We start from the raw sequence: 22,094 nt of genomic DNA, 5'->3' as shown, positions 1-22,094 counted from the left end.
TGAACCCCGAACCCCAATCCCATGCCCCCAATCAAAACCCTCTTCGCCAACGATATCGATCGCCGCATCGAGGAGGTCATCAAGGTCGATCAGGCCGACGAGACGATCATCCGCGACGAGCTGGCTGAATACGTCGTCACCAGCTCCATCCTGTCGCATCTTCTGAAGATCTTCGAGCATTACCTGGCCACCTGGCAGAAACCCAACGAAGGCATCGCGGTTTGGATTTCGGGCTTCTTCGGCTCGGGCAAGTCCGGCTTCGCCAAGTACATCGGTCTCGCCCTCGCCAACCGGTACATCCTGGGGCAAGGTGCGGGGGAGCTGCTCGCCCGGCGCTGCAAGGACACCAAGGCCCGGGTCCTGCTGACCAACATCGCCGAGCAGATTCCCACCGAGGCGGTGATCTTCGATGTCTCCACCGACCGGGGCATCCGCACCGGCAATCAGAGCATCACCGAGATCATGTACCGGCTCTTCCTGCAGAGCCTGGGCTATGCGCGGGATCTCGATCTCTCGGAGCTGGAGATCACCTTGGAGGAAGCAGGCGGCCTCGACGCCTTCAAGGCGAAATATCGCGAGGTCTTCGCCAAGGACTGGGACGTCGAGAAGGGTAAGATCGCCATCGCCGTCCAGCAGGCGAGCCGCGTGATGCACGCCCTGGAGCCGGCCACCTATGCCACGGCCGATAGCTGGCGCGAATCGGCCATGAAACGCGCCGACATCACCCCGGGGGATCTGGCGACCCGATGCATGGAGCTGATGTCCCGTCGCCGGCCCGGCAAGACACTCCTGTTCGTGATCGACGAGGTCGGTCAGTTCGTCGCCCGCGACGTGCAGAAGATGCTCGATCTCCAAGCGGTCGTGCAAAGCTTCGGGCGGGTCGGACGCGGCAAGCTGTGGATCCTGGTCACCTCCCAGGAAAAGCTGACGGAGCTCGTGGGCGGTCTGGACGATCGCCGCGTCGAGCTCGCCCGCCTCATGGACCGCTTCCCGTCCGAGCTTCAGGTCCACCTGGAGCCCTCGGATATTTCGGAGGTCACCAGCCAGCGCGTGCTCGCGAAGAATGCCGAAGCCGAAAAGACGCTGCGTGAGCGCTTCACGGAACACCGCGGGCGCCTGACCGACAACACCCGCCTCACCGCCGACATCACTCTGCCGGAGCTGACGGCCGACGCCTTCATCGAGCTCTATCCGCTGCTCCCCTATCAGATCGACCTCATTATCCAGATCGTCTCCGGCCTGCGCACCCAGGGCGGGGCGAGCAAGCATGTGGGCGGCGCCAACCGCACCATCATCAAGCTCGCTCAGCAATTGCTCATCCACCCGGACGTGGATCTGGCCAATCAACCACTCGGCGCCCTGGCGCGGGTGGACCAGATCTACGACCTCGTCTCCGGCAACATCGGCAGCGAGATTCGCGCGAAGATCGCGGATATCGGCACCAAGATCGCGCACCCGCTCGCCCAGCCGGTGGCAAAGACCATCTGCCTGCTGCAGTACGTGCGCAGCGTTCACCGTACGGCGGAGAACATCGCCGCCGCGCTGCATCCGGCGATCGATGCCGATTCACGCCTGGCCGAGGTCCGCCAGGCCCTCGATGCGCTGGAAAAGGGTCTCATGGTCCGCCGCGGCGACGACGGCTACCGGATTCCTACCCCCGCCGAGGATGACTGGGAACGCCAGCGCTCCGGTCTGGTCCCCAAACCCGGCGATACCGCCCGCCTGCACGCGGAGGCCGTCACTGCACTCTGGCAGCCGCAACCCTCCCACAACCTGCTCGACGTCAAACCCTTCAAGGCCGGCTTGTATCTTGGCGAGCGGTTGGCGGTGGAGGGGGACATCCCGTTCCATCTGACCCTGGCCGAGACCGGGACCGAATGCGATCGACAGGTGGAGGAGTTCCGTCGTCGCAGCCAGACCGAGACCAAGGCCGTGTTCTGGGTTGCCGCGATCGGCGACGCCATCGACCGCGAGACCGTCGAGCTCCACCGCTCCAAGGACATTCTGTCGCGCAAGGAGCGTGGCGCCCAGACCAAGGACGAGTCCGCCTTGGTGGCGGAGGAGAAGATCCGCCAGCGTCGCCATCAGGACGAGGTCCGGCGTCTCGTCAAACAGTCCCTGCTCACCGGCACCATCTTCTTTCGGGGCAATGACCGCAGCCCGGACGAGGGCGCCGGCGACGTGTCGCGGAGCGCTGCCAAGGTCCTGTCCCAAGCGCTTCCGGAGGTCTTCGACCGCTTCGAGGAGGCCGCCGCGCGGGTCGCCAAGGCTGATCTGGACGCCCTCTTGACCACCGAGAATCTGCGCGGACTGACGCCCGTCTACACGGACCTCGGTCTGGTCCGGGACCAGGTCGGCAAGCCCACCTTCAATGTCGAGACTGGCGTACTGGCCGAGGTGCTGGCCCGCATCGAGAACCGCACCAGTTACGGCGAGACCGCTAGCGGGCGTTGGCTGACCGACGAGTTTGCCAAGGAACCCTTCGGCTGGGAGTTCGATACCGTGCGGCTCCTCGTCATCGCGTTGCTGCGTGCCGGCAAGATCGAGGCGACCAGCAAGGGACAGGTGATCGACTCCGCCCTGTCGCTCGAGGCGCGGACGAATTTCACCAACAACAACCTGTTCCGTCAGGCATCCTTCCGTCCGCGGACCACCGACTGCGCGTTCACCGATTACATCGAGGCCGGCGAAGCCTACAAGACCTGCTTCGGCAAAGAGATTCAGGAGTACGACGAGGCTCTGATTGCTCAGGCCATTCGCGAGACCAGCGAGACTCATGAAGAGACCCTGCGGGAGGTCGTCGCCCAGCTCGACAAACATGGGCTGCCCGGGAGCGAGGTGATTGCCGCGGCACTGAGCAACATCGTGGGCTTTCGCCGCCAGCGTGATTGTCAGGCGCTCAAGGCATTCACTGCCTGCCATCAGGCGCTGAAAGAGGCCATCAAGCGGGGTGCCGAGCTTGCCAACGCATTGACGGAGCCCGCGCTCCACGACCTGGGCCGAGCACGTAAGGCGCTGGACAGCCTCTGGCCCTTCCTGGAGCCCGAGCCCGATCTCGGCGACGCCGACCGGGAACACGCCGAGCGGCTCAAGGACCTGCTGGCCCGGGAATCCTTCTTCCGCGAGCTGCCGGCCATCGACCAGCACACCAAGGCACTGGAGACCGCCCACCAAGCCCGCCTGCAACAGGCGCTCGACGCCCGTGCCCGGGCTTACGCCGACGCCATCCAACACCTGCGCGGCACGCCCGGCTGGGAGGATGTCGGCGAGGACCAACGCGACCGCATCGCCGAGCCGCTGGCGACTTACGCGGTTGCGAAGGCGCCCAACCCGTCGATACCCCAGCTCCGAGCGGACCTCGACGCCTGCCCCGTGCGTCGCGACAAGGCCATCGAGGAGCTCATGCGTTTGATCGACGGCAACCGCGTGGTGAAGGTCTCGGCATCGAGCTACTTCGCCGGCGGTATCGAGAACGAGGAACAGCTCGATCAGGCGCTCGACGGGCTCAAGGAGCAATGTCTGGAGTTGATCGCTGCGGGCAAGAAAGTGCTGGTGCAATGAATCGGATACTCGTCGCTAACACGGGCCTTACGCCATCGTGACCACCGACTTCAAAGACGCTGCCCACAGGCACTGGGAGGATGCCGAGCTGCTCGGTAGCCGCGGACGCTGGCCGAATGCCGATCATCTCTACGGATTTGCGGCAGAATGCGCCCTCAAGGCCGTGATGGTGGGCTTGGGAATGCAGCTCGGACCCGATGGCAAACCTCCCAAGCCCCATGCCGTCCATATACACCAGCTTTGGGACCAATTTCTGACATTCGCCAACGGCAAACGCCAGGCCGGTTACGCAGCCATGCTTCAACAATCCAACCCCTTCAGCACTTGGCACGAGAGCCAGCGGTACTGGGATTCGACGGGGATCGGTTCTGCAGATGCCAACGCCCATCGTGCCGGGGCCAGCCAAACACTGGGCGTGCTGAGTCAGGCACGCCAGGACGGATGGGTAAAATGAACACACCGCCCTTCGACGCCGTTCCCGGGGTCTTGACCGAGATCGCACAGGAGTTGGCGGGCGCGCTCGAGCCCGCCGGGGAGATCCTGGCCATCCGCGACCTTTGGGGTCGGGTCCGTTTCATCGTGAGGGAACGTCCTGCCCCGGCGACCCCCCTGGTGAGCGTACTCGATGGCCTGGCAGGGGTCGCCGCCCAACGCCTCGGCCTGCGGGCCTATGCCGCGGAAGACGCGATCCTCTACGCCGACGAATCGTTCGCCGACATCAAGCCGCTCTGGGTCGAGCCCGGCATCGCGATCGGCTCACCGGGCATCGTGTTCCGGCTCATCGACCGCCAGATTACCGGCCAATCCTGGGCCACCGTGAGCGAGCACACCGTCGCCAGGGCGTCACACCGAATTGCCATGTACTCTCTCAAGGGCGGCGTGGGCCGCAGCACGACCACCGCCACGGTGGCCTGGCATCTGGCTCGTCTGGGTCGGTCGGTCCTGGTGCTCGATCTGGACCTGGAATCCCCCGGACTCTCCGCCAGTCTGTTGCCGCCCGCGAGCCAGCCGGAATTCGGCATCGTTGATTGGTTTGTAGAAGACGCGGTCGGACAGGGTGATGCTGTCATCCCACGCATGAGCGCCCGGGCGCCCCTGGCCCATGATCTCCCCGGGGACGTTTGGGTGGTGCCTAGCCATGGCGCAGACCCCGGGGACTTCATGGCCAAGCTCGGTCGCTGCTACCTCGACCTTCCGGGGGGCGCCGGGGTGGAGGCTTGGGATCGCCGTCTGCTGCGTCTGCTCTCGGCCCTGGAGGCAGACAAGGCGCCCGATATCGTTCTACTCGATGCCCGCTCCGGCTTCCATGACCTCGCCTCCGCGGTGGTGACGGAGCTGGCGGACACGGTCCTGCTGTTCGCCATTCATTCGGAGCAGACCTGGAGCGGCTACAGGCTGCTCTTCGAGCACTGGCAGCGCTACGGCGTGGCGGAACGCATCCGCGAGCGCCTCCAGATCGTCGCGGCACTGATCCCTGAAACCGACCGCGATGTCTACCTGAGCGAGTTCCGCGAGCGCTCCTGGGGCATTTTCCGCGATCATCTTTACGACGAGCTTGCGGCCGGGGAGGTGGAGGGCTTCAGCTTCGACCTCAACGACGCCCCAGCTCCCCATACGCCGTTGCCGATCTATTGGCACCGAGGTCTCGCTTCCCTTGGCAACCTGGAGGCGCTGGATCCGCAACTGGTGTCAGCCACCGCCGGGGGCTTTCTCTCCGGGCTCGAGGAATTGCTTTCAAGTGGCGAGGGGGAAGGTCCATGAGCGAGCCGCGGTTGTCCTCTGCCCGCCAAACCCTGATCGACACCCTGCCCGAGGAGACCTCTCTGTTCGGCCAAGCCGTCGACACGCGCTTCATCCACGTCCCCGCGTCCCACGCCAAGGCTTTGCATCCGGACACCCAATTGGTGGTCGGCATGCGCGGAGCCGGCAAGAGTTTTTGGTGGCGGGCCCTGCAGGACAAGCGCCAGCGCGCACTGGTCGCCGAGCGGGCGCCAAACACCGGCTTGGCAAAAGCCGCCCAAGTTGCCGCCGGTTTCGGAGAGACGCCCAATCCCGATGCCTATCCCGGACCGGACGTACTCGCGCAACTGGTCGAGACCGGCCAGGATCCTCGGCTCGTCTGGCGCACCGTGATCCTCCATGCCCTGACCGACGGTGCCGTCACCCAAGGTGACTCTTGGGCGGAACGGGTGGCGAACGTTGCCCAAGACCCCGAGCGCATGGATCACGCCTTGTTCGAGCATGACCGGCGGTACGACCGGGAAGACACCTACTGGATCATCCTCTTCGATGCACTGGACCGCAGCGCCTCCAATTGGCGCACGATGAACGCCCTGATCCGCGGCCTGCTCCAGGCGATGCTCGATCTGCGTCCCTACCGGCGCTTGCGTGCCAAGAGCTTTTTGAGAACGGACCAGCTCGACGAGCGCGAGGTGGGCGACTTCGCCGATGCCTCCAAGGTCCTGGCCGGTCGGGTCGACCTGGACTGGCCCGCCTACGAGCTCTACGCCCTGCTCTGGCAATACCTGTGCAATTCCGCGGACGGCGCCTTCCGCGGGGAGCTGGAAACCGAGCTGCGACTCGCCAGCCAGCCGTTTTCCGATCTCTGGTTGCCGCCCGTGGAGCTGCGTCGCTCCGAGGTCGAGCAGCGCCGTGTCTTCCATGCCATTGCCGGCCCCTGGATGGGGCGCGACCACCGCCGCGGCTACCCCTACACCTGGGTGCCCAACCACTTGGCGGATGCCGGGGGGCGAACCAGCCCACGCTCCTTCATCGTTGCCCTGCGCAAGGCCGCCGAGGAAACCGCGGAGCGCTACCCGACCCACGCATGGCCCCTGCATCACGAAAGCATCAAGCGCGGCGTGCAAAGCGCCTCCAAGGTCCGGGTCCGTGAGCTGCAAGAGGACTACCCCTGGGTCGGCACTCTGATGGAACCCCTCAACGGCAAGGTCGTGCCCTGCGCCTTCTCGGCCGTCGCGAAGGCTTGGCAAGAGACCGGCGCCCTTGGCGAGCTGGAGCGTCGCGTGGCCGAGCGCAACGAGCGGCTCCCCCCGGCCCATCTCGTTCAGGGAGTGGACGGGGTGCGGCAAGACCTGGAAAACCTGGGAATCTTCCTGCGCCTGCGCGATGGCCGCGTCAACATCCCGGATGTGTTCCGCGTTGGCTACGGCCTTGGGCGTCGTGGTGGGGTCCGGCCGATTCGACCGGGAGATTCCGGATGACCCCGTTCGGCGACCCTGAGCCACCCGCTCGCGCGATACCGACTCCGGAGAATTGTTATGGATAAGGACACCCGCAGCCGCATCCAACGCGCCACCCAAGCCGCTCGCGGGCTGCTTGAGCAGGACTTCGAGGACCAGTTGGCGGGTGTCTTCGACATCCGGCTGGACGGCACCATCGCGGGCGAGCCAGGGAGTCATCTGGATGCGTTGCAACGCATCGTGCGGAACAAGCTGGTGGCCGCGATCGAGCATTTTCGCGCCAGCGGCCAGACCACGGCCGAGGCGGTGGCAAGTTATCGACGGGAGGCGGCGTTCACGACGCTAAACCGGTTCGTCGCGCTCAAGATGCTGGAGGCCCGCGGGCTGGTGCAGGAGTGCATCTCCCGGGGCGAGCAGTCCTCGGGATTCAAGGAGTTCTGCGGGCTCGCCCCGGGGCTGGTGCAGCTTCCGGACCGTGGTTACCGGCTCTACATCGAGTCGCTGTTCGACGAGCTTTCGGTCCAAATCCGGGTGCTCTTCAATCGCCGTGATGCCGGCTCTTTGCTCTGGCCGAGAAGGCAGACGTTGTTGGATCTGCTGGAGATTCTGAACGATCCGGGGTTGGGCGGGTTCAGTGCAAAGGGATCAGGGATCAGGGTTCAGGGTTCAGTCGCCGCCTCCACTGAACCCCGCACCCTGAACCCCGAACCCTCGACCGTCTGGGAGCAAGACGAAACCATCGGCTGGATCTACCAGTATTACAACGACGAGGCCGAGCGCAAGCGGATGCGCGAGGAGTCCTCCGCACCGCGCAACAGCCGCGAGCTGGCCGTCCGCAACCAGTCCGGGAGAGGGGTCGGGGGAGAGGGTCTTCAGCCGCTCCGCGAGCTTTACGCGACCAAGGATGACTATCTGCGCGAGATTCCGCGCCTCATCGTCGAGCACAACCTCCACGGCATCGACATCGACCGGCGCGCCGTGCAGATCGCCGGGCTTTCGCTTTGGCTGCGCGCCCAACGCGCCTGGTACCAAGGGGGCGTGAAGCCTGCTGATCGGCCCCGGATCAGGCGGTCCAATCTGGTCTGCGCCGAGCCGATGCCGGGAGAAAAGGAGCTGCTCCGCGAATTCGTCGAGCAGCAGTTCCCGGCCGGCGAGCGGTCCGCCTTTGCCTTCCTGCTGGAAAAGGTCTTCGACCGCATGACCCTCGCGGGCGAGGCAGGCTCTCTGCTGCGCATCGAGGAGGAGATCGGCGACGCCATTGCCGAGGCCCGCGCACTCGCGCAGCGTCAGGCCGCACCCCGGCAGTTCCGGCTTTCACTCGGCGACGAACCGCCCAAGCAGACCGAGCTCAACCTGCCCGGCCTGAACGACGAGCAATTCTGGCAGGCGGCCGAGCAGCGGATTTACGACGCACTCAAGGCCTACGCAGAGCAGGCCGAGAACGGCAGCGGATTCCGGCGCCGCCTCTTTGCCGACGACGCTGCGCAGGGCTTTGCCTTCATCGACCTGTGCCGGAAAAGCTATGATGTGACGGTGATGAATCCCCCGTTCGGCGCTGCCAGTACGCGGTCCAGGGACTACATCGCCAAAGCCTACCCCCGCTCCAAGAATGACCTGCTCGCCGCCTGTGTCGAGCGCGGCGTGCATTGGTTGTGCCCCGGCGGTCTGCTCGGCGCCATCACATCACGCACAGCGTTTTTTCTGACCAGCTATCGGCAGTGGCGCCAGGGCGTGGTCCTCGGTGAGGCCAAACCCGTCGTCATGGCTGATCTCGGCTATGGTGTGATGGACGCGGCGATGGTGGAAGCTGCCGCCTACGTGCTGCGCAAGCACTAACAGCGGCTGTCCTATTCGAGGCAGCAGGCGTGCGAGATCAATAATATGGCGAGATTCAAACAACTTACCGTCAAAGGGTTTCGGCGCCTGTTGAATATCGATATCGCGCTGCGGCCCTTAACGGTGATCATCGGGGTCAACGGCGTCGGCAAGTCGTCCTTCTTGGAGGCATTGACGCTGCTCGCGGCATCTGCCGGCGGCGAGCTGAAAGGCAAGGTTAGTCAACTAGGCGGCCTGTCATCGTTGCTCACAGTCGACAAAGCCAAGCGATTGGATCTAGGAGTCGTTGTCGATGCGATGGAGGAGGACGCAGAGTATCTCGGTTACGAGCTTGGCCTAAGTCAGTTAGGAACCGGTTACGGAATCGACCACGAGTCGCTTCTTATGGGACCGGACTTCCAGCCGCCGCTGGTCCAATACATCGAATCCACTCTGAATAGCGTTCACTACCGATCATCCGTCACCGACCGCCTATCCGGCCAAGAGACGATGATCGCCCCCACTTGGTCCTACGATCATGCCGAGTCCGCCCTCTCCCAGGTGCCGCGCGACTTGAGCGAAGCCGAAGCGTTACGACGAGATCTCTCATCGGCCAAGCTCTACCACGGCTTAGATGTGGGACCTCGCTCGGCGGTGCGTCTGCCCCAGACCATGCAGCCGGCGGACCTGCCCGGCGCCGACGGCGAAACCCTGGTCTCCTGCCTCTACTACCTGCGCGAGACCGACCGTAGCCGCTTCGAGGCCATCGAAGATGCCCTGCATGCGGCCTTTCCGAGCTTCGAGCGTCTGGAGTTCCCCCCGGTCGCTGCGGGCACCCTGGCGATGGCCTGGCGCGATCGGAGTTTCACCAAGCCCCTTTACACGCATCAGCTCTCCGAGGGCACGCTGCGCTTCCTGTGGTTGGTCACACTGCTCCAGAGTCCGGGTCTGCCGTCGATCTGCATGATCGACGAGCCCGAGGTCAGCCTGCACCCCGAGATGCTGAGCCTGCTGGCGGACTTGTTGCGGGAGGCATCCAGCCGAGCCCTGGTGGTCGTGGCGACCCACTCGGATCGCCTGATTCGTTTCCTCAAGCCCGAAGAGGTTCTGGTGGTCGATATGCAGGAGGACGGTACCGCCTCAGCAACTTGGGCGGATGCGCTGGATCTCGATGCCTGGCTCGACGAGTACACCCTCGACGAGGTGTGGCGCATGGGTCGCATGGGGGGGCGTTGATGCGGATCGCTCTGATGGTCGAGGGTGAAACCGAGAAGGTCTTCTTGCCCTATCTGCGGGGGTTCCTCGAGCCGCGTCTGCCCGGCAAGATGCCCCGGATCGAGGTCTTCAGGTATGACGGTCGCATCCCCAAGGAAGGGCAATTGAAGGGTGTCGTTCGCCGCCTGTTGCGCGATCCCAAGCGGCCGGCGGATGCCGTGATCGCCCTGACCGATGTCTATACCGGCACTCGGGACTTCACGGATGCCGCGGACGCCAAGGCCAAGATGCGGGCATGGGTGGGGGACGAGCCTCGATTTTTCCCCCACGCCGCCCAGCATGACTTCGAGGCATGGCTCTTACCCTATTGGCCCGCCATCAAACAGCTCTCCGGAAGCAATCGCCCTGGGATCCAGGGACCCCCGGAGCAAGTGAACCACGATCAGCCGCCGGCCTATCGACTCAAGGAGATCTTCCGCCTGGGCGCCAAAGGCAGGCACTACGTCAAGACCCGCGACGCGGCCCGCATCCTACGCGATCAGGACCTGACGGTTGCCATTCAGGCCTGTCCGGAGCTGAAGGCCATGATCAATACCATCCTCGAACAATGCGGCGGGGAGATGATCCCATGAGCCTGTTTTTGCGATTGCTGGGGGACGAGGACAAGGGAGCCGCGTTGGAAGCGGCGATCCGGTCCGCGGCGGCGGGTGAGGGGGATGTGCGGGTGTTTGAGGTGCAGCCTGAGTCGTTTGAGCAGGTGCCGGGGGCGCCGTTTGCGTATTGGGTGAGCGAGTCAACGCGTTGCGTTTTTCAGGCCCTTCCTGCGTTCGAGCAAGGCGACAGATACGCGCGCCGCGGGCCTTCAACGTGCGACGACTTTCGCTATCTCCGTCTCTGGTTCGAGGCACCGGCAGATCGCGAGCATGGGTTGGGACTGTGGTGCGATTTCTCGAAGGGCGGGGCGTATTCACCGTTTTACTCGGAGATTCATCTGTTGGTGGAGTGGGAGCCGAGACGGCGGACATTTTTTGGTTTTTTCGGACGACCAGGACGGATGATCGAAAAGCCGGAATCGCAGAGCTACTTCTTCCGCCCCGGCCTCACCTGGCCGCGGCGCACCCAGAGCGGTCTGGCCCTGAGGGCGATGCCCGCCGGCTGCATCTTCGCCGACAAGGGGCCGGCTGCATTCGTTGAAGGCGACGATCCCACGGGCTTGCTCGCGCTCCTGGCGGTGACCAATAGCGCTGCATTCCGGCGGTTGGTCGAGCTGCAAATGGCCTTCGGCTCCTACGAGGTTGGCGTCATCCAGCGCACCCCCGTTCCCGACCTCTCCCAATCCGACACCGATCGACTTGCCGCGCTCGCCCGTCGCGCTTGGTCCCTGAAGCGTAACCTCGATACCGCCACCCTGACCTCGCACGCCTTCGTACTCCCGGCCCTATTGCAGGTGGACGGAGCGGATCTCGGCACGCGTGTCGCTGCCCGGGTCGAGCGGGTGCAGCGGACGGCGCAGGCGTCCGCCGAGATTCAGGCCGAGATCGACGCCCGCTGCTTCGATCTGTACGGCTTCAGTGCCGCCGACCGGGCTGCTGCGCTTGGGACCGCATCCGGCCAGGAGGCGGCGCTGCTCGGGGTAGACGAGGAGGCGCAAAGCGACGCTGCAGACGCAGATGACGACAGCGAGGGAGCTGCGGGTTGCGATCCCCCAACCCTCGGCGCCGAGCTGGTCGACTGGCTTGTCGGCGTGGCCTTCGGCCGCTTCGATGTGAAACTCGCCACAGGCGAGTCTTCTCCGCCCGACGACCCCGAGCCCTTTGACCCCCTGCCGGTCTGCCCGCCCGGCATGCTCCGGGGCGACAACGGCCTGCCGCTGTCGGCTGAACACGGCAGAAGACTGAGGACAGAAGGCCGATACCCGCTCGACATCGCCTGGGACGGTATCCTGGTCGACGATCCGGAGCATCCGCTCGACATCGAGCAGCGGGTCCAGGATGTGCTGGCGCTGATCTGGGGCGACCGCACCGACGCCATCCAACAGGAAACCTGCGAGTTGCTCGGCGTGCCGGCCTTGCGTGACTGGTTTCGCCGACCCGCCGGTTTCTTCGCCGATCACCTGAAACGCTACTCCAAGAGCCGGCGCCAGGCGCCGATCTACTGGCCGCTCTCAAGCCCCGGCGGGCGCTACACCCTGTGGCTCTACTATCACCGCTTCAGTCGGGACACGCTGTACAGGGCGTTGGAGCAGGTCAAAGAGAAGGTCAACTATGAAGAGCGTCGGTTACAGCGCCTGACCGCCGACGCGGGCAGCAGCCTGGGGGCCTCAGAACGCGCCGCCCTGGCCGACCAAGAATCCTTTGTCGCCGAGTTGCGCACCTTCCACGAAGAGTTGGCCCGGGTGGCTCCCCTGTGGAACCCGGACCTGAACGACGGAGTGATCCTCAACGACGGCCCCCTCTGGCGGATGATCGGCCATACCCCCTGGCAGAAGGCGGTGAAGGCCAGGTGGGACGAGATGGTCGCCGGCAAGACCGACTGGGCACACCTGGCGATGCACCTCTGGCCCGAGCGCGTGGTACCCAAGTGCGCCAAGGATCGCAGCCTAGCCATCGCCCACGGGCTGGAAGAGGCATTCTGGGAGGAGGGCGACGACGGGAAATGGCGAGTTAGGGTTCAGGGTGCGGGGTTCAGGGTTCAGGACGTCATCGCCGATCTTGTGCGCGAACGGAATTCCGCCGCGGTCAAGGATGCCCTGAACAGCCTGTTGGAGGCACCGGCGCCCGTTTCCGGCCGCTCTGGTGGCCGCAAGTCGTCCGGACGGACTTCAGTTACCAAGCGGGTGCAGGACGCAGGGTTCGGGGTTCAGCAGCCTGAACCCTGAACCCCGAACCCTGAACCCTGAACCCCGAACACCGAACCCCCCGCTACCATCTCTCAGCCACCGACTGACGACCCAAACCGGAGCCCCGTCCATGTCCCATCAGCTGATCATCGACTACGACGACGACCTGTTGGCCAACGTCGCGCTGTCACCGGACGAGTTTGCCGAGGAGGCGCGCCTCCTGCTTGCAGCCAAGCTCTACGAGCAGGGCAAATTGTCGTCCGGGCAGGCCGCGAAGCTGTGCGGCAAGGGCCGTGTGGAGTTCTTGTATGCGCTCGCGCGGGTGGGTGTTCCGATGAGCAATCTGCGGCCGGACGATGCCGAGCTGGAGATCGACTTTGCCCTCCATGGATAAGCGTATCGTCATCAATACGGGGCCGCTGATCGCGCTGATGCGCATGAAGGCCCTGGAGATCCCGGGCAAGTTGGACCTCACCTTCATTACGCCGGAGGAGGTCCGTCGTGAACTCGATGATGGGGCGAGCGCGGGCTATCCCCCCGTCCACCCGGTCTGGCTTTCCTACCAGCGATTGCAGTCGCCGCTGCCTACTCTGGTGACCTCGGTGCTGGATGCAGGTGAGGCGGCAGTCATTCAGCTCGCGATCGACGAAGGTATCGCACAGGTCTGCATCGATGAATTGAAGGGGCGGCGCATGGCCCGTGCGGTCGGTCTGAGCGTGACTGGAGCCCTTGGGCTCTTGGGCAAAGCGAAACAGGAAGGGATTATTTCAGAGGTGAGGCCGTATCTCGACCGCGCCATTCAGACGGGTATCCGCTATCACCCGGACCTGGTGCATCGCTTCCTCGATGCCTTGGGCGAGTAATCCTTTCCCGAATCTCGAATTCGGATCTGGCCAACGTCGGCACAAAGTAGACGATCAATTCTCATGCTCCAATACCTGCAATTTCAGGACGTCGGCCCCGCTCCGCACATGGAGATCGCGTTCCATGAGCGTATGAATTTCCTGGTTGGCGATAACGGGTTGGGGAAGACCTTCCTGCTGGACGCGGCCTGGTGGGCCTTGACCCGGACCTGGGCACGACAAAAGCTCCTGCCGCATCGTCCCCCGACCACTCCGCAGATCACCTACCGATACACGAAAAAAAGCGGGAGGCACGAGTACACGAGCAAGTTCGATCGAGAATCCGAACACTGGCCTCTGGCCCAGGGACGCCCGCCAATCCCGGGATTGGTGCTCTATGCCCAAGTCGATGGAGGCTTTTCGGTGTGGGATCCGGCGCGTAATGACTGGAAGGGTGAGAACCCTGAGCGGCAGCCCGCATATCTGTTCTCGCCGCAATCGGTTTGGGATGGATTGCCGCTTAACGAGCCGGTCAAGTACTGCAATGGCCTGATCGCGGATTGGGCGAGCTGGCAGCTCGAAAACGGTCAGGCATTTGAGCAACTGGAGAGCGTTCTGCGCGCGCTCTCGCCTTCCGACGAGGAGCCGCTGGAGTCCGGCGCCCTGGTGAAGGTCTCTCTGAGCGATGCGCGCAAACACCCCACCATCAAGATGCCCTATGGCTTGCAGGTTCCATTGATCCATGCCTCCGCGGGAATACGCCGGATCGTCTCCCTCGGCTATCTGCTGGTGTGGGCCTGGCAGGAGCACCTCGCCTCGGCCGAGCTTCAGGGGTTGCGCCGGCGCGGGAGATCGTCTTCTTGATCGACGAAGTGGAGGCCCATCTGCATCCCCAGTGGCAGCGTCGCATCGTGCCTGCCCTTCTGGATGTGATGGAAGCCCTCACCGGAAAGCATACGATCCCCGTGCAGTTGATCACCGCAACGCATTCGCCGTTGGTGCTCGCCTCGTCGGAGTCGCGCTTCCATGATCGCAAAGATGCCATCTGGGAGCTTGATCTGAACGATGGCGAGGTGCAGCTTCGAGCGTTCCCATGGAGCCGCATGGGCGATGCCAATGCGTGGTTGACGTCGTCGGCCTTCGACTTGAAGGAGCCCAGATCTTTGGAGGCGGAGCTGGCCATGACCCAAGCGCTGGCGTTGTTGCGAAAGGAATCCCCGTCTCTCGCGGAAATCGATAAGGTCGATGCAGCATTGCGGGGCGTGTTGAGCGACATCGACCGATTTTGGGTCCGCTGGTCCCACTATCGGGATTCGCAGAAGGTGCGCGGCAGTTGATCAGGGTTACGCCGGCTCCTGAGCCACCCGATTTCGATGCAAAGGTGCGTCAACCCGGATTGCGTGCCATCGCCGAGATGACTGGGCAGGCGCCAGCCCATCCCCGCAGGTCGGGCAAGGCATACAAGCAACGGACCCGCAAGGAGGTCCAGTCCGACGGTACCAGCATCTCCGTCCCGATCGACCGTCCGGAGGATTTGCCGGCGTCCGAGATCGAACCCTATTGGACCAAGGCGATCGCTGATCTGATGCAAGCCTACGACGAAGTCTGTGCCTATTCGTGCTTTCGCATTCACCCGGTGACGGGGGCGGCCTCGGTCGATCACATGGCCCCGAAGTCGCGGGCCTGGGATCGCGTCTACGAGTGGGATAATTATCGGCTGGCGGCTGCGCGATTGAACGCGCGCAAGAACGCTTTCGGGGACGTGCTCGATCCGTTCGAGGTGCAAAACGGGTGGTTCGAGTTAGAGCTCGTGGGATTCCAGGTTCTTCCAGCGCACGGGCTGACGGAGGCTATTCGCCAAGAGATCCAGAACACGATCGATCGGCTCAAGCTTGATGACCTCCGATCTGCCCGCGAGGAGGACGCCGTGAGCTATTGGGAGGAACAGGTTTCATTCGCCCGTTTGATGAAGGAGTCTCCATTCGTTGCGATGGAGCTACGCCGTCAAGGACGACTGCTCGCTGGAGACGCCTGATGCACCCTTTCCACGACTATCTCTGCGAGCGACTCGACGAGCTACTACGCAAGCGCTCGGTGGTCGTGTTCTACGACCCGCGCAGCGAATTCACCCCCTTTTTCGACCGTGAGCTGGCGCTGCTCGATGGCGGCCCGCTGCCGCGCGTGACGATCGGCACCAGCTCTCCCTTTCTCGCCCGCTACGAAGGCAGTCTCTTCGGTCTGCGCGCGGCGGTCGAGCCGATCGTGGCCGCCGACCAGCCGGACCCCTTGATCCTGTATCTACCGGGCATTGCCAAGGATCGGCAGGGCTCGGTGCTGATGGAGCTGGAGCGAGCCGGAACCTGCTACGAACCGCAACTCAAGCGGCTGGGGCTCAACGTGCTGCGCCAGCGGTTCACCGACGGGCAGATCGACGAGATGCTGAGGCCCTCCGCCGTCACCTATGACGATATCGTTGCCTTCCTCGGCCAGGGCGGACAGGTGGCTTCGGTGCTCCACACCTTGTTCGGCGGCGCTCAAGGCGAGGTGCTGCTGACCGAGTGGTTGGCGTCCAACGTCAAGGACGGGGCTCTGCTGGAGAAGGATGCGCTGCCCGAGCTGCTCAAGCTGATCAAGGTCCGGTTGGGCCTGGATCTCCCGGCGGACTCAAGCCTCTCGAAGGCACGCGAGAGGACCTGCCGCTATGTGCTGGTCAACGAGTTCCGTGCGGATCTCTCCTGCGCGCCGCCGAAGTCTGTCGGGATGGTGCCGGACCCACCGGGCAAGGAGCACGCCGAGCGTCTCCGCGATGTCGCAGAGGGTCTGCGACGGCGCTTCCCGGATGTGTACATCGGCTTGGCGGATTCCGTAGAACAGGACCTGGGTCTCGCGGGGGCCGGCGTCGAGGCCGCACACCTGGGGTCCATCGACACCTTCCGTTTCGAGGAGGAGCGGCTCCTTGCCCATGCCTCGGCGCTGATTGCCGGTAAAGGCTACGACGCGGCACTCGCGATCATCGACGCGCGCGTGCGCAGCTTCTGGGTCGACCGCGACGTGCGACGTCAGGCGCAATGGGGCGCCTGTCGGCTGATGGCCGAGCTTGGGCATGCGCTCGAGGGAATTCGCTCGGCGCTCGGCAGGGTGGGAAACGATCCAGCGAAGTGGCTGGCGGCCTATGTCGCGGAGGACGGATGGCACCGTGCCGACGGCCTGCAGCGACGGCTGGAGACCTGGGTTGCCGGGATGGACGACGAGCCCGAGGCGGAACAGGCCCTGGCCGTTGTCCGGCAGGAGCATGAGCATCTGCTGCGCGCGATGGCCGACGGGTTTACCAAGGCGTTCAGAGCGTCCGCGTGGACTGTCGCCGGGGCGTTGCACCAGACCCGCATCTATCCGGACGTCGTGCAGACCATGGGTGGACGGGTCGCCTATTTCCTCGTCGATGCCATGCGCTACGAGATGGGCGTAGAGCTGGCACGCCAGATCGAGGGGGCCAGGGATCTGACGGTGCGCGCCGCGATTGCTGCACTGCCCTCGATCACCCCGGTCGGCATGGCGGCGCTGTTACCCGGAGCGGCGGCGAGCTTCGACGTGGTCGACGCCAAGGGCAAGCTCGCGGCGCGGATCGAAGGCACCGAGCTCAAGGAATCACCCGACCGCATGCGCTTCCTTAAGACCAAGGTCCCGGACGCGGTGGAGATGACGTTGGGCAAGCTGCTCGGCAGCGCTCAGGCCAAGGTTGCGAAGGAGATCGGCACGGCGCCGCTGGTCGTGATCCGCTCTCAGGAGATCGATCTCGTCGGCGAGATGGACGTCGACCTGATCGCGCGTCAGATCATGGACAGCCTCATCGGCAACCTCGCCCGCGCCGTGAAGAAGCTCGCCGCCGCCGGTATCGAGCGTTTCGTGATCACCGCCGATCACGGTCACCAGTTCTCGATCCGCAAGGACGACGACATGAAGACCGACAGCCCCGGCGGGGTCACCCTGGATCTGCATCGGCGCTGCTGGATCGGACACGGCGGCAGCACCCCCTCGGGTGCGGTGCGCGTGCCCTGCGCCGAGCTCGGCTATCGGACCGATTTGGATGCGGTCTTCCCGGCCGGTCTCGGTGTCTTCAAGGCCGGCGGGAGTTTGAGCTTCCACCATGGCGGATTCAGCCTGCAGGAGTTGGTGATCCCGGTGATCAGCCTGCGCCTGGCCGCCGGCAAACCGGCCGCGGTGCCCGGCATTCAGGTGCGCATCGAAGGCTATCCGACGGCGGTGACCAATCGCACCTTCGGGCTCAAGCTCGCCGCAGCGGGTGATCTGCTGGCAACCGAGCCGCTCCTGGCCCGCGTTCTCCTGATGGCCGGCGCCGAGGAGGTCGGTCGCGCCGGGATGGCGGTCGGCGCCGACCTCGATCGCGTGACCGGCACCCTGACCTTGGCGCTGGGGAGCGAGGCGAGTGTCGGCATGATGTTGACCAACGACACCTGCCAATCGCTGCGCGTCGTGGTGCTGGATGCACATACGGACAGCGTGTTGGCCGAGTCCGATGAACTGGCGGTTAAGCTGGGGATTTGAGGGGTTCGAGGTTCAGGGTTCGGGGTTCGGGGTTCGGGGTTCGGGGTTCGGGGTTCGGGGTTCGGGGTTCGGGGTTCAGGGTTCAGGGTTCAGCCGGAACGCCGACGAAACATGCCACGCTGACCAATGTCTCTAAACCGCGTCCAGAGCGAGATGCTCACTTTCGAGTGAACTCGACGTTTGGTGCATCAACGGCCCTTAACGTGGACGCGATTTAAAATGATCTATTTTTATTTAATTTCTTAAACCGCGCCGTCTCCAGCGGTCGTCAAAAACTGCCGGGGCCGATCCCATCCAAAAACATCGCATACCGCACTGGGCGCGGTTTAGCACTATTGAAAAAGGACCAAGCGATGCAAAGCCTGACCTTTGAAACAAAGGTTTCGACCGACCACCAGGTACAGCTGCCGGATGATCTGCCGGTGGGCGTTCTCGTCAGGATTACCGTTGAGCGACTGACGGACGATCCGATGGCCGAGGACTATCAGCCTCGCACCGAAATCGGTCGACTGGCTCTCGCGGCGCGCAAGGCGTACCTCGCGAGCGGGGGCGAATTGCGAAGTGCCGATGAGATCAGCGAAGAGGTCCGGCGCCGCCGTGGTGGTCTGTCTGATGAGTAAACGGCGTACCGCCATCGATGCCAACCTGCTGATCGCCGCGTGGTCTGCACGCGCGCCGTTGTTCGCAACGGCGTTGGCGATCCTGGAAGATCCCGATCGCATCTTGATCGTCAGCGACGCGCTCTGGTTGGAAGTGATGCCTAAAGCGATCCATTACAGACAGGTGGCGGAGAGCGCCTTTTACCAGTCCGTTTTTGCCCGCGCAGAGCATCAGCCGTGGTCCTCCATGCTCGTCGATTCGGCCAAGCTTCTCGCGCAGTCTTATGGTCTTGCCGCCATGGACGCGATCCATATCGCCGTGGCAGTTACCGCGGGTGCCGACGAGTTCGTCTCCGGGGAGAAGCCGGGCAAGCCCATGTTTCGGGTCAAAGAGATCGCGGCTCGATCCTTGTGGGAGCAGCCCTGATGAACAGCGATGCGCTCGAACAGGCTGGAGCCGTGTCGGCGCTGATGATTCCGGTTGGTGCCAGCGGACCGCGCCGAAGCATCCTGTGAACGCGGTTGAGCCTTGTACGATCAGGCAGCGCCCGAGGGCGAACAGCCTGAGCCAATGTGTTGGAACGTAATTCTTGCGAAAGTGCAGCAACGCCGTGGGGGCAAAAGCCCCGAACCCCGAGGCCCCAATGAAACTAGCCTTCGACATCGATCCCTGCGTTCTGGCCAGCGTCCGCCGGGACCCCGAGGAATTCGTTCGAGAACTGCGCCTGGCGGCAGCGGTGAAGTGGTATGAACTGGAACGTGTCAGTCAGGGCCGTGCTGCGGAGATCGCGGGCGTTTCCCGCGCCGAGTTCATCGATGCCCTCGGCAAATACGGCGTGACACCCTTCCAGCAGACCGGGGAGGAGATACTGGCCGACCTGGACGCGCTGAAACGCGTTTACGCTCCTGAGTCTGGCGGTCACCAGCGGTGCTGTCGCGGTGATCGATGATCGGGAGGCACCGCGGGCGGCACACGCGTTGGGTGTGCCGGTGGTGGGCACCTTGAGTATCGTGTTGCAGGCTGCGCGTGATGGGCGGGTTGAATCGCCGGCGATGCTGGTGCAGGCACTGCGTGATGTTGGTCTAAGCTTTGATGAGCGAGCGGTCGCCCATGCCTTTCAGGCCATCTTGGGTGAACCCTGCACCCTGCACCCTGCACCCTGCACCCTGCACCCTGCACCCTGCACCCTGAACCCCGAACCCTGAACCCCGAACCCCGAACCCCCGAACCCCGAACCCCGAACCCCGAACCCCGAACCCCGAACCCTATGACCAACTCCCCACCCTCCCGCGATCCCCTCGACGACAAGGTCAACCGCGTCTTCGCCGGCAAGGTGGTCCGCAAAGATCTCGTCCGCAAGGTCAAAGTCGGCGCCAACGTCCCGGTCTTCGTCCTGGAGTACCTGCTCGGGAAGTACTGCGCATCATCCGACGAGATGGCGATCCAGATGGGTCTGCAGGTGGTCAACGACACGCTGGCCGACAACTACATCCGCCCGGACGAGAGCACGAAGGCCCAGAGCAAGGTCAAAGAGAACGGTCGTCACACCTTCATCGACAAGGTGAAGGTCCGTCTGGTGGACTCCCGGTACTGGGCCGACGTGACGAATTTCGGGCACAACCACGTGCACATCCCCGACCACTACGTGCGCGACTTCGATCGGCTTCTGACCGGCGGCATCTGGGCGCAGGTGGACATGCGCTTCGAATACGACGAGGAGACCAAGGGAAAGAACCCCTTCTGGATCGACAAGCTCACGCCGATCCAGCTCGCCAGTTTCGATCTGGATGAGTACCGTCGGCTGCGCGCGGAGCTCACCACCGACGAGTGGCTCGACTTCATCCTGCGCAGCATGGGTTACGAGCCGACGGCGATGGAGCGGCGGCTCAAGCTTCTGTTCCTGATCCGCCTGATCCCGCTCTGCGAGCGCAACTACAACCTGGTGGAGCTCGGTCCGCGCGGCACCGGCAAGAGCTACGCGGTGCAGGAGCTCTCGCCCTACGCCGCCCTGCTCACCGGCCCGACGACCGTGGCCAACCTGTTCGGCCACATGAACGGCAAGCAGAAGGGCATGCTGATGATCTGGGATGTGGTCGGCTTCGACGAGGTCGCCGATCTGCAGAAGATGCCCAAGGAGGTCATCACGACGCTGAAGACCTTCTGCGAATCCGGCCAGTTCCAGCGGGGCCAGGAGGCGATGGCGGGCTACGCCAGCATCGCCATGTTCGGCAACACCCAGCAGCCGATCGACGTCATGGTGCAGACCGGTCACCTGTTCGCGCCCATGCCGGACGTGATCCGCGACGACATGGCCTTCATCGATCGGCTGCACTTCTACCTGCCGGGTTGGGAAGTGCCGAAGATGCGCAACGAGCACTTTACCGACCACTATGGCTTCGTGATCGACTATCTGGCCGAGGCCCTGCGGGAGCTGCGCAAGCACAATTTCACCGAGATCATCGACCACTATTTTGCGCTCGGATCACACCTGAACGCCCGCGATCGCAAGGCGGTGCGGCGAACCGTCTCGGGCCTGGTGAAGATCCTCCACCCGCATGGGCAGGTGTCTCGCGAGGATCTCGCCGAGCTCCTCGAGCTGGCCCTGGAGGGCCGTCGCCGGGTGAAGGAGCAGCTCAAGAAAATGGGCTCCTTCGAATACTACCAGACCTCCTTCAGCTATCTGGTGAACGACACGGGCGAAGAGAGGTTCGTCGGGGTGGCGGAGCAAGGCGGTCGGGATCTCATTTCGGCCGATCCGCTGCCGCCCGGGACGCTCTACACCGCCTCGGTCAGCGGAGACGGCACGGTCGGACTCTATCGCGTCGAGATCACGCTCTCGTCGGGAACCGGAAAACTGAAATTCGCCGGCGGCGTGAGCGGATCCATGAAGGAGTCCGTCAACCGCGCCTTCAGCTTTCTCTGTGCAAGCAAGAGCGCCTTCGGCGTGCCGCGCGAGCTGGACACCTCCGACTTCCACGTCGAGGTCATCGATCTGCTCGGCAACAAGGTCGAGGCCGAGATCGGCGTCGCCTTCTTTGTCGCGGCCTATTCCGCGTTGCGTAAGGCGCCGCCCCAGCCTGCACTGCTGGTGCTCGGAGACATGAGCATCCAAGGCAACATCAAGCCCGTGCGCTCTCTCACCGAGCCCCTCCAGGTTGCGATGGACAACGGCGGCAAACGCGCGCTGATTCCGATCGAAAACAAGCGGCAGTTCCTGGACGTGAACCCGGACGTGCTCGAGCACGTCGATCCGGTGTTCTTCGGCGACATGCGCCAGGCGGCGTTCAAGGCGCTGGGGCTGACCTGACTGCGTGGGACTCGCCATCGCACAATCTCCGAATTAAATTTTAAACCGCGTCTCACCGAGATCGAGGGCATCTCCAAAGCCAAACGCAAAACGAAAATGACGCATATCGCTCTGGACGCGGTTTAGATCGAAGTTGTGAGCGGCTGAGCGGG

19 protein-coding genes are annotated in these 22,094 nt (G+C 64.0%); all 19 read left to right on the top strand.

Features of this window, described 5'->3' with window-relative positions; genetic code table 11:
- The first annotated feature begins 21 nt into the window (after positions 1-21).
- The 19 genes from brxC to brxL all read left to right on the top strand — a co-directional run bounded on the left by brxC (position 22) and on the right by brxL (position 21,942).
- Positions 22-3,561, top strand: a complete 3,540-nt coding sequence (gene brxC, locus KFB96_RS16145) for a BREX system P-loop protein BrxC (protein ID WP_213457453.1) — start codon at positions 22-24, stop codon at positions 3,559-3,561.
- Positions 3,562-3,598: 37 nt separating this feature from the next.
- A complete protein-coding gene (locus KFB96_RS16140; RefSeq protein ID WP_213457455.1) occupies positions 3,599-4,015 on the top strand; it encodes an SAM-dependent methyltransferase in 417 nt (138 codons plus the stop codon).
- Positions 4,012-5,322 (top strand): P-loop NTPase, encoded by a 1,311-nt coding sequence (locus tag KFB96_RS16135; protein WP_213457457.1) that lies wholly within the window; start codon positions 4,012-4,014, stop codon positions 5,320-5,322. The genes KFB96_RS16140 and KFB96_RS16135 overlap by 4 nt, the downstream gene beginning before the upstream one ends.
- Positions 5,319-6,782 carry a hypothetical protein gene (locus KFB96_RS16130; RefSeq protein ID WP_213457458.1) on the top strand — a complete coding sequence of 488 codons (1,464 nt, stop codon included), beginning with the start codon at positions 5,319-5,321 and terminating at the stop codon, positions 6,780-6,782. The genes KFB96_RS16135 and KFB96_RS16130 overlap by 4 nt, the downstream gene beginning before the upstream one ends.
- Positions 6,783-6,839: 57 nt before the next feature.
- Entirely contained in the window at positions 6,840-8,597 is a 1,758-nt protein-coding gene (locus KFB96_RS16125; protein WP_213457460.1) for an SAM-dependent methyltransferase, read from the top strand.
- Between the two features lie 45 nt (positions 8,598-8,642).
- Entirely contained in the window at positions 8,643-9,812 is a 1,170-nt protein-coding gene (locus KFB96_RS16120) for an AAA family ATPase (RefSeq protein ID WP_213457462.1), read from the top strand.
- 14 nt (positions 9,813-9,826) lie between these two features.
- Positions 9,827-10,423 (top strand): DUF4276 family protein, encoded by a 597-nt coding sequence (locus tag KFB96_RS16115; protein WP_213457464.1) that lies wholly within the window; start codon positions 9,827-9,829, stop codon positions 10,421-10,423.
- A 422-nt stretch (positions 10,424-10,845) separates the two neighbouring features.
- Positions 10,846-12,669, top strand: a complete 1,824-nt coding sequence (locus KFB96_RS16110) for a hypothetical protein (protein WP_213457466.1) — start codon at positions 10,846-10,848, stop codon at positions 12,667-12,669.
- 91 nt (positions 12,670-12,760) lie between these two features.
- Entirely contained in the window at positions 12,761-13,024 is a 264-nt protein-coding gene (locus KFB96_RS16105; protein ID WP_213457468.1) for a UPF0175 family protein, read from the top strand.
- On the top strand, positions 13,017-13,493 hold the full coding sequence (locus KFB96_RS16100; RefSeq protein ID WP_213457470.1) for a DUF3368 domain-containing protein: 477 nt from the start codon (positions 13,017-13,019) through the stop codon (positions 13,491-13,493). The genes KFB96_RS16105 and KFB96_RS16100 overlap by 8 nt, the downstream gene beginning before the upstream one ends.
- A gap of 108 nt (positions 13,494-13,601) precedes the next feature.
- Positions 13,602-14,336, top strand: coding sequence for an AAA family ATPase (locus tag KFB96_RS16095; RefSeq protein ID WP_213501442.1), 735 nt, complete (start codon positions 13,602-13,604; stop codon positions 14,334-14,336).
- Positions 14,333-14,809 carry an AAA family ATPase gene (locus KFB96_RS16090; protein WP_213501440.1) on the top strand — a complete coding sequence of 159 codons (477 nt, stop codon included), beginning with the start codon at positions 14,333-14,335 and terminating at the stop codon, positions 14,807-14,809. The genes KFB96_RS16095 and KFB96_RS16090 overlap by 4 nt, the downstream gene beginning before the upstream one ends.
- A gap of 44 nt (positions 14,810-14,853) precedes the next feature.
- The gene (locus KFB96_RS16085) at positions 14,854-15,507 is read left to right on the top strand and encodes a hypothetical protein (protein ID WP_213457474.1); all 654 of its coding nucleotides are present in this window, start codon (positions 14,854-14,856) and stop codon (positions 15,505-15,507) included.
- On the top strand, positions 15,507-18,035 hold the full coding sequence (locus tag KFB96_RS16080) for a PglZ domain-containing protein (RefSeq protein ID WP_213457476.1): 2,529 nt from the start codon (positions 15,507-15,509) through the stop codon (positions 18,033-18,035). The genes KFB96_RS16085 and KFB96_RS16080 overlap by 1 nt, the downstream gene beginning before the upstream one ends.
- A 353-nt stretch (positions 18,036-18,388) precedes the next feature.
- Complete coding sequence (locus KFB96_RS16075; RefSeq protein WP_213457478.1) at positions 18,389-18,655, top strand: hypothetical protein; 267 nt, start codon at positions 18,389-18,391, stop codon at positions 18,653-18,655.
- On the top strand, positions 18,648-19,061 hold the full coding sequence (locus KFB96_RS16070; protein WP_213457480.1) for a PIN domain-containing protein: 414 nt from the start codon (positions 18,648-18,650) through the stop codon (positions 19,059-19,061). Before KFB96_RS16075 ends, KFB96_RS16070 begins: the two co-directional genes overlap by 8 nt.
- A 217-nt stretch (positions 19,062-19,278) precedes the next feature.
- Entirely contained in the window at positions 19,279-19,584 is a 306-nt protein-coding gene (locus KFB96_RS16065; protein WP_213457482.1) for a UPF0175 family protein, read from the top strand.
- Positions 19,574-19,840, top strand: coding sequence for a hypothetical protein (locus tag KFB96_RS16060; protein ID WP_213465758.1), 267 nt, complete (start codon positions 19,574-19,576; stop codon positions 19,838-19,840). Before KFB96_RS16065 ends, KFB96_RS16060 begins: the two co-directional genes overlap by 11 nt.
- Before the next feature lie 62 nt (positions 19,841-19,902).
- Positions 19,903-21,942: a protease Lon-related BREX system protein BrxL gene (gene brxL, locus KFB96_RS16055; RefSeq protein ID WP_213457484.1), complete on the top strand. Its 2,040-nt coding sequence runs from the start codon at positions 19,903-19,905 to the stop codon at positions 21,940-21,942.
- Positions 21,943-22,094 lie beyond the last annotated feature (152 nt).

Origin of the sequence: Thiocapsa sp. (assembly GCF_018399035.1) — a bacterium.
GTDB lineage: Bacteria > Pseudomonadota > Gammaproteobacteria > Chromatiales > Chromatiaceae > Thiocapsa.
The sequence above is the reverse complement of the archived record's forward strand: the minus strand, read 5'-3'. Positions and strand labels throughout refer to the sequence as shown.